At 38.9% G+C, this 12,598-nt stretch carries 12 protein-coding genes and 1 pseudogene; 2 read left to right on the top strand and 11 right to left on the bottom strand.

Going from position 1 to position 12,598, the window contains the following annotated elements; all coding sequences use genetic code 11:
- Positions 1 to 114: 114 nt before the first annotated feature.
- Together scrK and SST111_RS06420 are read right to left on the bottom strand one after the other, a co-directional pair.
- On the bottom strand, positions 115 to 996 hold the full coding sequence (gene scrK / locus SST111_RS06425; protein ID WP_099810407.1) for a fructokinase ScrK: 882 nt from the start codon (positions 994 to 996) through the stop codon (positions 115 to 117).
- A 127-nt stretch (positions 997 to 1,123) separates the two neighbouring features.
- Positions 1,124 to 3,070, bottom strand: a complete 1,947-nt coding sequence (locus tag SST111_RS06420; RefSeq protein WP_099810406.1) for a sucrose-specific PTS transporter subunit IIBC — start codon at positions 3,068 to 3,070, stop codon at positions 1,124 to 1,126.
- Between the two features lie 203 nt (positions 3,071 to 3,273).
- Here SST111_RS06420 and SST111_RS06415 point away from each other — a divergent pair, with 203 nt between their 5' ends.
- Positions 3,274 to 4,728: a sucrose-6-phosphate hydrolase gene (locus SST111_RS06415; RefSeq protein WP_099810405.1), complete on the top strand. Its 1,455-nt coding sequence runs from the start codon at positions 3,274 to 3,276 to the stop codon at positions 4,726 to 4,728.
- Positions 4,709 to 5,674, top strand: a complete 966-nt coding sequence (locus SST111_RS06410) for a LacI family DNA-binding transcriptional regulator (protein WP_099810404.1) — start codon at positions 4,709 to 4,711, stop codon at positions 5,672 to 5,674. Before SST111_RS06415 ends, SST111_RS06410 begins: the two co-directional genes overlap by 20 nt.
- A 79-nt stretch (positions 5,675 to 5,753) precedes the next feature.
- Here the strand turns inward: SST111_RS06410 and nusB are convergent, their stop codons facing one another.
- From nusB to SST111_RS06365, 9 genes and pseudogenes are all read right to left on the bottom strand, one after another.
- The gene (gene nusB, locus SST111_RS06405) at positions 5,754 to 6,173 is read right to left on the bottom strand and encodes a transcription antitermination factor NusB (RefSeq protein ID WP_099810403.1); all 420 of its coding nucleotides are present in this window, start codon (positions 6,171 to 6,173) and stop codon (positions 5,754 to 5,756) included.
- Positions 6,163 to 6,555: an Asp23/Gls24 family envelope stress response protein gene (locus tag SST111_RS06400; RefSeq protein ID WP_099810402.1), complete on the bottom strand. Its 393-nt coding sequence runs from the start codon at positions 6,553 to 6,555 to the stop codon at positions 6,163 to 6,165. The genes nusB and SST111_RS06400 overlap by 11 nt, the downstream gene beginning before the upstream one ends.
- Before the next feature lie 27 nt (positions 6,556 to 6,582).
- Positions 6,583 to 7,140 carry an elongation factor P gene (gene efp / locus SST111_RS06395; RefSeq protein WP_002942436.1) on the bottom strand — a complete coding sequence of 186 codons (558 nt, stop codon included), beginning with the start codon at positions 7,138 to 7,140 and terminating at the stop codon, positions 6,583 to 6,585.
- A 63-nt stretch (positions 7,141 to 7,203) separates the two neighbouring features.
- A complete protein-coding gene (locus SST111_RS06390) occupies positions 7,204 to 8,265 on the bottom strand; it encodes a M24 family metallopeptidase (protein WP_099810401.1) in 1,062 nt (353 codons plus the stop codon).
- Positions 8,266 to 8,391: 126 nt separating this feature from the next.
- A pseudogene (locus SST111_RS12560) lies at positions 8,392 to 8,511 on the bottom strand (DNA cytosine methyltransferase); the annotation flags it as partial.
- 27 nt (positions 8,512 to 8,538) lie between these two features.
- Positions 8,539 to 9,405: a type II restriction endonuclease gene (locus SST111_RS06380; protein ID WP_099810400.1), complete on the bottom strand. Its 867-nt coding sequence runs from the start codon at positions 9,403 to 9,405 to the stop codon at positions 8,539 to 8,541.
- Positions 9,392 to 10,198: a DNA-methyltransferase gene (locus SST111_RS06375; protein WP_099810399.1), complete on the bottom strand. Its 807-nt coding sequence runs from the start codon at positions 10,196 to 10,198 to the stop codon at positions 9,392 to 9,394. Before SST111_RS06375 ends, SST111_RS06380 begins: the two co-directional genes overlap by 14 nt.
- Positions 10,188 to 11,042 (bottom strand): DNA adenine methylase, encoded by an 855-nt coding sequence (locus tag SST111_RS06370; RefSeq protein ID WP_099810398.1) that lies wholly within the window; start codon positions 11,040 to 11,042, stop codon positions 10,188 to 10,190. The genes SST111_RS06375 and SST111_RS06370 overlap by 11 nt, the downstream gene beginning before the upstream one ends.
- A gap of 104 nt (positions 11,043 to 11,146) precedes the next feature.
- Positions 11,147 to 12,493: a DUF1266 domain-containing protein gene (locus SST111_RS06365; RefSeq protein WP_180274032.1), complete on the bottom strand. Its 1,347-nt coding sequence runs from the start codon at positions 12,491 to 12,493 to the stop codon at positions 11,147 to 11,149.
- Positions 12,494 to 12,598 lie beyond the last annotated feature (105 nt).

Genomic DNA, 12,598 nt, shown 5'->3' with positions numbered 1-12,598 from the left:
TTGGCAGCCACCAGCATAGCTGGTGGTTTTCTTGTTTTTCTCTACGAGAAAAACTGGCTCGAAGCCATAATAAGAAAAAAGTTAGGGATTATTTCTAGTCCCTAACTTTTTATGTTACTTTTCTGATATCTGTTTTGCCAAAGCAAAGTTCCCGAGAGTTGCAGAACCATTTTCAGCAACAGCTGGCGTTACGATATATTCTTTGACATCTGGTGTTGGGAGATAATCGTTCATCAAACCGACAAACTTCTCACGTACACGATTAAGCATGTGCTCTTGAGCCATAACTCCCCCACCAAATACAATTACTTGCGGACGATAAAGCAAGGTTGCCTGTACTGCTGCTTGAGCAATATAATAGGCTTGAACATCCCACACTTCTGAATTAAGTTCAATTAATTCTCCGCGAATACCTGTACGGCCTTCAAGAGAAGGACCTGCAGCTAAGCCTTCCAAACAGCCATTGTGGAATGGACACATTCCTTTAAATTCATGTTTTACATCGTAAGGGTGTAGGGAAACGTAAGTATGACCCGCTTCGGTATGACCCAAGCCACCGATAAACTCACCATTCTGAATAGCACCTGCACCAATACCTGTACCGATTGTATAGTAAACCAAACTCTTTACCCCTTTACGAACCAATGTTTCACCAAAAGCTGATGAATTCACATCTGTCGTGAAGTAGAATGGAATGTTAAATTCCTTAGCAATCAGACCAAGTAAATCAACATTTGACCAGTGTGGTTTTGGTGTCGAAGTAATATAACCATAAGTCTGTGAGTTTTGATCAATATCAATTGGACCGAAAGAACCTATCGCAATACCTGCCAAACGATCTTCATAGCGCTTGAAGAATTCAACCGTTCTCTCAATCGTTTCATAAGGAGTTGTCGTTGGAAATTGCGTTTTTTCAACAACTTGAAAGTTCTCATCACCTACTGCACAAACAAACTTTGTACCACCAGCTTCTAAACTACCATATAATTTTGTCATTTGATTTTCTCCAAAATTTTTATCACTTTTATTATAACATATAAGCAAACAGAAGAAAAAGGCTGAAAGCCTTTTTCCTGTTAATTATGTAGTAGAGGCAGACTCTACAAATCGATTTTATATAAGATTACTTAGCTACTTTCAAGAATTCTACACCGTGAGTGATTGTTCCCTCAGCAAGTGGAGATACTTCTGCAAAGTCAGCAGTGTTGGTTACAATAATCATAGTTGTATCATCAAGACCTGCTTCAGCAATTTTAGCAGCATCGAATTTAGCAATCGGAGTACCAGCTTTTACTTTATCACCTGCTGCTACTAATTTTTCAAATCCATTACCGTTCATTGATACAGTATCAATACCGATGTGGATCAATACTTCAGCACCTGAAGTTGTTTTCAATCCATATGCGTGACCAGTATCGAATGCAATTGTTACTTCTGCATCTGCTGGTGCATAAACAACACCTTCAGTTGGTTTAACTGCCAAACCTTTACCCATAGCTCCTGATGAGAAGACTGGGTCATTAACATTTTCAAGGGCAACAACGTCACCTGAAAGTGGAGAAACAAGAGTTTCTTGTGCAGTAGAGACTTCTGCAGTTTCTTCAACTTCTTCTGAAGTTTCAACTACAGACGCTGTCACTGCTGCCGCAGCTGCTGTTGCTGCTTCATCAGCGAAAACCGCTGATGCTTTTGTCTTGCCATAAACATAAGTAAAGGCAAAGGCTGCAGCAAAAGCAATCACCTCAGCAACTACATACATTGGGATAGAAGATGCTTTGATTGAGAGGAAACCAATGAAACCTGCTGCCCCAAGAGATACAGCGATAACATGAGTCAAACCTGCAAAGAGGGCACCGATAGCCGAACCTGCAAGAGCACAGAAGAATGGGAATCTGTACTTCAAGTTAACCCCGAAGAGGGCAGGTTCTGTAATTCCAAGGAAGGCAGAAACTGCTGCTGAACCGGACAAACCTTTTGTTTTTGCATTTTTTGTCAAGAAATAGATAGCAAGAGTTGCAGCACCTTGCGCAACGTTAGCCATTGAAGCAACTACAAAGATGTAGTCTCCGTATCCTGTACCATTATTGTTGTAAGCAGACAAAAGTTGTGTCTCGATGGCTGGGAATGATTGGTGAAGACCAGTCATTACGATCAATGAGTAAGTACCACCAAAGATACTCATACCCAACGCACCAGTTGTATCGTACAACCAAACAATTGCGTTAGTAATCGCATCAGATACAGTCAACATCACAGGACCGATGACTGTAAATGTCAAGAAACCTGTAATCATTACTGACAATAATGGTGTGAATGTAAAGTCAACTGCTGATGGCAACTTCTTGTGGAAGAATTTTTCAAGCGTCGCAAGAAGCCATACTGCTGCAAGAACTGGAATAACCTGATATGCATAGTTTGTTTGAGCTACTTGGAAACCAAAAATATCCCAAAAAGCTTCTTTACCACCCAAATCTGGAGTGGTCATGATCATACCAATAGCCGCACCGAGGAATTGGTTTGCACCAAAGCGTTTCGCAGCGGAAATACCTACAAGGACTGGCAAGAACATGAATGGAGCTGCTGACATCAATTGAATCATCGCAGAAATGCCTTGGATAGCAGGATACATTTCCTCAATTGATTTTGGACCAAATAAATCTGGGGAAGTCAAGAAGTTACGAAGCGCCATCAATAGACCACCAGCAACGAGAGCCGGAATGATTGGCACAAAGATATCTGACAAGAGCTTGATCAAGTCCATCAATGGATTGAACTTCTTATCTTGCGCTGCAATCTGTTTCAAATCATCTGTTGAAACTTCTTTTAAGCCTGTAGCCTTGATGAGCTCTGCATATACAAAGTTTACATCACCAGGTCCGATGATAATTTGATACTGACCATTCGTACTGAATGTCCCTTTGACATCTGCATTGTCATCGAGAGCTTTTTGGTTCACTTTGGATTCATCCTTCAGAACCAAACGAAGACGAGTAGCACAGTGTGCTGCCGCAACTAGATTATCTTTCCCAACCGCTTCGATCACTTCGGCAGAAACTTTTTTATAATCCATTTACAAAAATCTCCTTTTTGTATATTTTTTATTATTGAAAGTGTTTTCACTCTTTCGATGTTTTTATTATATATGGTTTTTACAAATATGTCAAACGTTTTGCAGAATTTTTTAAAAAACTCCAATAATCACAGTAAAAACTTGATTTTTTACAAGAAAACGTTTACTATATTAATGAAAAACTAGAAAAATTGGAGAAAATTATGGCATTTACAACAGAGGAGCGTTACCGGGCTTATGATGACTGGTCGCCAGAATATATCGAGAAAATCAAACAGAATACAGCAAGTTCACCTTGGAGAACCAACTTCCATATTGAAACGCCCCATGGCCTTTTGAATGACCCAAACGGTTTCTCCTATTTCAATGGAAAGTGGACTCTTTTTTACCAATACTTCCCATTCGGTGCTGCCCACGGCTTGAAATCTTGGGTTCATACCGAATCTACGGACTTAGTGCACTTTGAAGAAACAGGTACTATTATGTATCCTGATACGCCACTTGATAGCCACGGTGCCTACTCTGGATCTGCCATGGAATTTGGCGACAAGCTTTTCCTCTTCTATACTGGAAATGTCCGCGATGAAAATTGGGTTCGTCATCCATACCAAATCGGTGCCTTGATGGATAAAGATGGTAAGATTGAAAAGATTGATAAAGTCTTGATTGAGCAACCAGAAGATACCACCGACCATTTCCGTGATCCACAAATTTTCAACTATAAAGGGCAATATTACGCTATCGTCGGTGGACAAAATTTGGATAAAAAGGGAATTGTCAAACTTTATAAAGCTGAAAATAACGACTACCTCAACTGGTCCTATGTTGGTGACCTAGATTTTGCCAATGATATGACCGCTTATATGATGGAATGCCCAAATATTGCGTTCGTCGGTGAGCAACCCATCCTTCTCTACTGTCCACAAGGCTTGGACAAAGAGGTATTGGACTATGGCAATATCTATCCAAATATGTACAAGATTGGTCAGAGTTTCGATCCTGAAACAGCAAGCATTGTCGAACCGAGCGAATTGATCAATCTGGACTATGGTTTTGAGTGCTATGCAACCCAAGCTTTTAATGCTCCAGACGGACGGACTTTATCTGTTAGCTGGTTAGCTCTTCCAGATATGGAATACCCAACTGATGCCTACGATTACCAAGGTTGTCTATCATTGGTCAAAGAATTAACCATCAAGGACGGTAAGCTCTACCAATATCCAGTCAATACGATTACCAGTCTTCGTAAAGAAGCTCAGCCATTTTCAGCCCAAAAAGAAACCAATAATGTTTACGAATTGGAACTTGATTTTTCAGCGGGCACGAAGCATGAAATCGTATTGTTCGCAAATGAAGCGGAAAAAGGCTTGGTCTTGTCTGTAGACACTGAACAAGGCCAGATTACATTGGACCGCGGCAACTGTGGTCAGCCATTCGCACTCGATTTCGGCACAAGTCGCTCTTGCGAGATTTCTCCAGGAGCTCTTACAGCCAATATCTTCATCGACAAATCTGTCTTTGAAATCTTTATCAATAAAGGAGAGAAAGTATTTTCTGGTCGTGTCTTCCCTGATGCGGATCAGTCTGGTATCGTCATTACGACAGGTAATCCGACCGGAACCTACTACCATTTAGATTATGGTCGCAAAACTAACTGATGTCGCACAGTTAGCTGGGGTCAGCCCAACAACTGTCTCGCGCGTTATCAATAAAAAAGGATACCTATCTGAAAAAACCATTCGCAATGTCGAAGAGGCTATGCGTAAACTGGGCTACAAACCTAATAATTTAGCTCGTAGTTTGCAAGGTAAATCTGCAAAATTAGTTGGTCTCATCTTCCCAACAATAAACAATATTTTTTATTCTGAATTGATTAGCCATTTAGAAAAAGAGCTTTTTGATCGAGGCTATAAAACCATTATTTGCAATAGCCAGCACGAGTCCGATAAGGAACGTGAATATCTAGAAATGTTAGCAGCTAACCAAGTAGATGGGATTATCTCGGGCAGTCACAATCTCGGTATCCAAGACTACGACCGTGTCGTAGCTCCAATTATCGCTTTTGACCGCAACCTCTCTCCTTCCATTCCCATTGTCTCTTCCGATAATTTTGCTGGCGGGGTATTAGCTGCCCAAACCTTACAAAAAGCGGGATGTCACAATCCATTAATGATTACGGGGAACGATGATTCCAATTCACCTACCGGCCTTCGCCAAGTAGGTTTCACATCTATTTTGAACAAAGCTGAAGTTTTTCATATCTCCAGTGATTTCTCACCTGTGCGCAAGGAGATGGAAATCCGGGCTATTCTTGAAAAGCAAAAACCAGATGGTATCTTTGTATCTGGCGATGCAACGGCTATGCTGGTATGGAACGTCATTCGTTCATTGAAACTGTCTATTCCAGAGGATATTAAATTGATTGGTTATGATGGAACCAGTTTCATCGAAAACTACTATCCTCAACTGACAACCATCAAGCAACCATTAACCGAAATAGCTCACCTGCTGGTTGAACTATTAGTTGATAAAATCGAAGGAAAAAAACTGACAAAAACAGACTATATCCTGCCGATTAGCCTACTAGCAGGAGCTAGTATATAAAAAAAGCTGTACCTAATAAAAATTAGGTACAGCTTTTTTGTGATACATTCTCTTATTTCTCAAGTAAAAAAGAAGCTCATCAGGCTTCTTCTTTAATAAACTGGCTCAAAACTCCATTGATAAACTTAGCTGAAGATTCATCAGAAAATTCTTTAGCCAATTCAATAGCCTCGTTAACAGCAACACGGTCTGGCGTTTCTTCGAAATGTAAGATTTCAAATAGGCCTAGTCGCATGATATTCTTGTCAATCAAGGTTAAACGGTCTAAGGTCCATCCTGCTTTTAATCGGCTAGATAACTCCTTATCCAAGTCATCACGATAATCTGCTACACCATTGACAAGATTGAGGAGGAAAAGTGGAATTTCAATGTCGTCTTGCTCATCTTCTCGATCATACAGATAGGAAAATTGAGCTGCTTGAACAGGTTCTTGACCGAATTCGAGTGATACGATTGCCTGCAAAGCACACTTACGCAAGGCATGTCTATTATTCTTCATCAAGGAAATCCTCTCCGAACAAGTCTTTCAATGCTGGTTTTGGTGTTTTATCAGGAACAATGCCGTTCACATGAATATTGACAGCATTGACTTGAACTTCAGCATAGTTAAAAATAGCTGTTTTAACTGCTCGTTGAATATCCATTGATACAGCAGGAACATTTACACCATATTCTAGATAGACGTAAATATCCGCAGTCACTCGACCTTCCTCGTCAGTTTCAAGATAAACACCTTTATTTAACGATGTTTTTGACCAACTGTCTGCTACACGCTTATTTTGAAGGGAATGCACTCCATCAACTTTCGCTGCAGCAATGCCTGTAATCACTTCAAGAACGCGAGGTGCGATAACAATCTCGCCTTGATATTCTGTTGTCATAGGCTCTCCTTTCTTAAGAGGAAACGATTAAGCACGTGATACGTAAGTTCCTTCAGCTGTGTTGATAACCAGTTTTTGACCTGCTTCGATGAAATCTGGTACGTTAACAACCAAACCAGTTTCCATCGTAGCTGGTTTACCTGAACCTGTAACAGTCGCACCTTTGATAGATGGTTGTGTTTCTGCAACGACCAATTCAACAGTTGTTGGTACAGTAACACCGATCACTTCTGTTCCGTAGAACTGGATCTTCACATCGGAATTCTCCAAGATATAGAGCAATTCTTCTTTGATAGTCGCTACTGGAATTTCATACTGATCGTAAGTCTCAGTATTCATGAAATAAGCTGTGTCATCCATTTGGTAAAGGTACTGTGCTGGAACTGTTTCGATAATAGCTTGTTCAAATTTTTCATCTGGACGGTAAGTTGTATCGAAGGTTGAACCTGTACGTACATCACGCAATTTCATACGCATGATGGTGTTTCCTTTACCTGGTTTGTGGTGGCTCGCATCCAAAACTTTAATCAATTTACCTTCTGCTTCGAAGGTCATACCTGCTCTAAGTTTACTTGCTTCAATCATTGTATTGAATACCTCTTCAAATTTTATTTATTCGTTTTATTTTACCACAAACTGACAATTTTCTCAAATGACAATCAATTCTTTTGGAGCTAACGTCAAGACTTCGCAGCCTGTTTCCGTAATCAATAGGTCATCTTCGATACGGACACCATATTTGTCATCTAAATAGATACCAGGCTCATCCGTCAAGACCATACCTGCCTTGATAGTCTCGTCAGATTTTCCAAAATACGGATATTCATGAATATCCAAGCCGATACCGTGACCGATGCCGTGTGTAAAGTTGGCTCCGTAACCCGCCACATTGATAATCTCACGAGGAATAGCGTCAAACTCGCGGTAGGTGACACCTTCCTTGGCCTGCTCAATCAAAGCCTTATTGGCACGCAAGACCACATCGTAAATCTCACGCTCTTGATCTGTCACATGACCGATATGGATGGTCCGTGTCATATCACTGACATAATGCTGGTAATAGCAACCAAAATCCAGCGTCAAGGTCTCACCAGCTTGGATAACCTTTTCAGACGCTCTTCCATGGGGCATAGCAGAGCGGTAGCCAGATGCCACGATGAACTCAAATGATGCCCCTTCGGCACCTAGTTGGCGCATGCGATGGTCAAGGAAATGATTGACATCCATCTCAGTCGTCTGACCTGGTTTGATAAAGTCAAGAACATCAATAAAAGCCTGATCCGAAATTTGACATGCACGGCGAATGGTCGCAATTTCCTTCTCATCCTTAATCATGCGCAAGTCTTCGATAAAGTTGGACATAGCAACCAGTTGATAGCCCTCAAAAATGCTGGTCAGACTTTGATAGAAACCATAGGTCACCTGGCTATCAAAACCAATGGTTTCAAGCCCATCTTCCTTAATCACCTTTGCAATCTCTTCAAGGGCAAAACGGCTCTCGATAATATCAAAACCTTTTACTGATGCCTTGGCTATCAAGGTATAACGCGAATCAGTTACAAACAGGCGACGTTTGCCACTGATGAAGACAGTCGCCTCTGTCCCCCAAAAACCTGTCAGGTAGTAAATATTGTTCTGTCCTGTTACCAAAATCCCATCCACATCCGATTGGGCTAATTTTGCTTCAAATTTTTCCACACGCGCTTGCATAAGCTACCTCCAAAGATTTTGTAACTATTATAGCAGAAATGCGTACAAATACCAATTATTATCAGCAGACAAAAAAGCCGCTAGAGCGACTGTTTTAAGTATGTCACAGAGAAATGGAATCTTTCACTAATCCAATACTTTTATATACTCTCCAATTTTTCGTACGATTTCAGTTACGAGTGCATTGCCCATGAAGAATAAATGCATTTTATCGGATACGTCTACAATTGAGCCGTCTGCTAATTTTTAGAGAAAATTTAATCATTACCTAAACTATTTTAAAGTCTTTAAAATATTATTTTTTAAATCGTTAGTATTATACAAGTGAGGCAAAACCTCAAAAGTTTCTTGTAGATTTTTCTTAGCCTTATGCCAGCCCTGTCCGTCAGTAAACCACATAAACTCTACATTAGGGATTGTCTTCGCTTCTTCTGCGATCATCTTATATGAACGTGCTGTTTCATTTAATTTTGATCCACCACTTGAGTAAAAATTAACCTCGATCAAATAAATAGTTGAATTATGCTTGATAACAAAGTCAAATCGTTTGGCTGTATTCCCCTCATTAGTGATGGCGGATAAATCAACTGAGAAAAGTTCCTCAATCTCATTTTGATAGATTTCCTTGAATAGGGTCTCACCTAAAACATAACCCGCCGCTTCTAGATAATGTTGTACAATATTTTCCATAGCATGCCCAGTACGATTCTTCCTACCGTTCGTATCCATGCCGACTTCGACTCCTGTAACGTAGTCCACTAGATTTGATACAATATGCTTCTCAAGTAAATCAAAGATTCCTGACTTTTCTAAAAACATAGCGTATTCTTCAATACTATAATTTGGCTTACGAAAATCGAAATAAAAATCTTTTAGAGGATCTTTAACAATGATTGTATCTTTCAAACGTTTCGCAATAAGGATTGGTACAACCTTCAAAATTTCTGGATAATTTTGATACAAATCTAGAAAATCCTGCCTTATATTTTTACTGCCAATAAGACTATTCAGAATATTGAGAGGAATTTTTATACTTTCCACATTGTCGTAAACTTTTGGAAAATCTGTATAATAAACCCAATCCGCGATAGTGTCAGTCATGGTTGATAGCCATTCTTCGAAATCTCTATTTTTTTCCACTTTCTTTCTCCAATCTTGTTTTCGCTATTTTTAAGTAGTCTCGTTCGGCATCTATTCCAATAAATCTCCGACCTAATCGCTTCGCAACAACACCAGTTGTTCCACTACCAACAAAAGGATCTAATATATAATCATTTTCTTTAGTGCTAGCTAAAATTATTCGTTCTAAAAGATATTCGGGTTTCTGAGTGGGATGCTTACCAGCCCATTTCTCTGATTTTGCTGTTAATCCACCCGTCCAAACATCTTTCATCTGTTTTCCATCGTTTAACTCTTTCATTAAATCATAGTTATAATAGTGACGAGCTTTCTTATCGTTTTTTCTTGCCCAAAGAATTGTTTCAGTTGAATGTGTAAAGTAACGACAGGATAAATTGGGTGCAGGATTCGTTTTCTGCCATGTAATATTATTCAGAATTTTGAAACCTTCTTGTTCTAAAGCCATTCCAACTGAATAAATATTGTGGAAGCTACCTGAGATCCAAATCGTCCCATTGGGTTTCAAAACTTTCTTAGCTAACTGAATCCAGCGTCGATTAAAGTTATGCTTTTCTTCAAGTGAAGAAACTTTATCCCACTCACCTTTATCAACTGATACAACTTGACCACCTGAATTAGATATTCCACCATTACTCAAAAAGTACGGCGGATCCGCAAAAATCATATCCATACTTTCAGGTTTCATTTTTGACAAAAACTCAAAAATGTCCGCATGAACAAGTATGGAATTTTCTTTATGATAGTATGGTTTCGTCATAATAACCCCTCCATACTTATATTCGTTATTTGTCATAATTAGTTACGATAAATTCTGATATTTTTCCTCGACTTGATGCTTTCGCCCCATTAGTTCGAGTGGCTTCTACCTTATGAACATTAAAACCTTTATATAATTCTTCCACTAACGGACTAGACGAATTGGATAGCATTACGTAGGCACCCTTTTTATCTAGTTTTCTGAAAACATCTCGCAATCTAACTTGATCTTCATAGGAAAAACCTTCATGAGTATAAGATGTAAAGGCACTTGTTTCTGAAAGAGGTATATACGGTGGGTCAAAATAAACAAAATCTCCAGCTCCTGCGTCTTCAACAGCTTTTTCGAAATCCCCCGTCAAAATCGTAATATTGTTATTATTTAGATATTGAGAAATAGATAAAATTAAATCACTATCAACAATCTTAGGATTTTTATAGCGACCATAAGGTACATTGAATTGATTTTTAGAATTGACACGATACAAGCCATTGAAATCAACTCGCAACATATACATGATACGAGCAGCTCGTTCGATGTCGGTCATGGTATAGATTCTGCCATCTCTATCAACAGATCGTAGTTCTAAATAATAATCTTTAGAGTTGTTTTTTTGATGCCCGATTAGCAGTTCAATGAGTTTCTGGGGATTATCTTTTATTTGACGATAACAGTTGATAAGTTCACTATTAAAATCATTGATAATTGCTTTTTGCGGAGTGAGTTCGAAAAATACTGCCCCTCCACCAATGAATGGTTCAAAGTAACTATTGTAATTGTCTGGCATAAGGGATTTTATAACTGGAAGCAGTTGTCGCTTCCCGCCAGTCCATTTTGTAAAGGGTTGTAAAGTTGGTTGAGTTCGTTGTAATTGTATCATCGTTTATATTATACCATATCTCTAAATATGTTTGATTAATAGTTTCCAGCAGCAAAATAAAAAGCCGCTAGAGCGACTTTTTGAACAACTCAACCAGTTTCCTCTCATTTCCCTTTGAATTCACGAATTCGTTGTGGAATACTCTCTAGGAACTGATTCATTTTTTCTTGCCATTCCTTTTCAAGTGCTTTTCTTTCTTGAGAATTTAGGCTTGATAATGTGTCTTCATTTAAACCAATTTCACTTAAAACTGGGCTAACATCAGAAATAACCTTTTTATCCAAAAGGATTCTGCTCTCTTTAAATTCTAAATCAAGAGAAGCATGTAAAGGAACTTGGTCCCAAGGGATTTTAACCAGTGCAGGTTTTCCGAATAATTTTTTCTTAAAGGTGTATGCTGCTTCTTCCGTAAACAAGACAGTTATACTGAAAACACCTTTAAACATGGCAAAGATATGTTCATTCTGTAATTCAGGATATTTTTTGTAACAATCCCAAAATTCGCTGGCTGAGTAATAGCTGGCAAATTCTGTCGGCAACAGAATCGTGTCTTGTTCTTTCAGATTCTTTTCTGTAATCAGCCATTCCAGATTGTTCTCAACCAATGGTGTCCAAAAAACATAGTCCGCAAGCTGACTTAGATAATCATAACGATTGGTATCAATCAAATTTGTGTCTATGTATTTTTCATCAAAGTAAGCAATCAAGGCATTTGAAGGAGCATTCAAGCCCGGAATCTTGTCTTTATAATCGACAAGATTTTTTCTGGATTTGATATCTGTAAGAATCTCCTCAGGCAAGAAGTTTTCTAACAAGGCTGTCAAATGAGCCAAGTCGTGATTTGCCCAAAACGTCCCATAGGCAAATACATTGGTCGGTGCAATACAGAAGGAATAAATATCTATGATGTACTCTTCAACACTCGTAATGGTTTCTGAAGCTGGGATAAATTGAAGCAATTTTCCAAGTACACAAGATGCTAGATACTGTTCCCAAGTTTGATAACCATTTCTGATACGTTCCGTTTGCTTAGTAAAGAGTTCCTCAAATTCTTCTTTGGAAATCAAGCGAGCTGCATAGGATTTCGTTAAGACATCAATAATACGGCAATCGTCAAAGCCTTGGATGTTTCGCGAACCTGTTAATTCATGTAAAGAAAGATAAAATTCTTTTACAATAGGATTCTCTATTCCATTGAGAAATGAAGAAATTTCTTCTAAAGCATGATAATCACCATTTTCAAGCTTGGCAATTTCTTCCTTCAAACTCGACTCATCCGTAATACCATAGTTTGTTTCCAACATGGTTCTCAGCATACTTCTTGTCGTAATGTTGACACCTGGCATGACGACACTCAGTAGTTCTTTTTCGATAAATTGTCTATTCACTACATTCGCAAAAACCGAGCTATATCGGTATGGACTGCATAGTAAAACGTATTCAGATTGCATGGACATCTCCTTATTGAAAACTTATTTTTTCTATTATACCGAATTTATGCCATCTAAGCAATTGCAAAAAAGTACTTTCAAGAGTAAAAAAGAGCCGACGGCTCT

The organism is Streptococcus suis YS161, from assembly GCF_002760245.1.
GTDB lineage: Bacteria > Bacillota > Bacilli > Lactobacillales > Streptococcaceae > Streptococcus > Streptococcus suis_I.
Note: the sequence above shows the minus strand (reverse complement) of the source record. Positions and strands in the feature narration are given on the sequence as shown.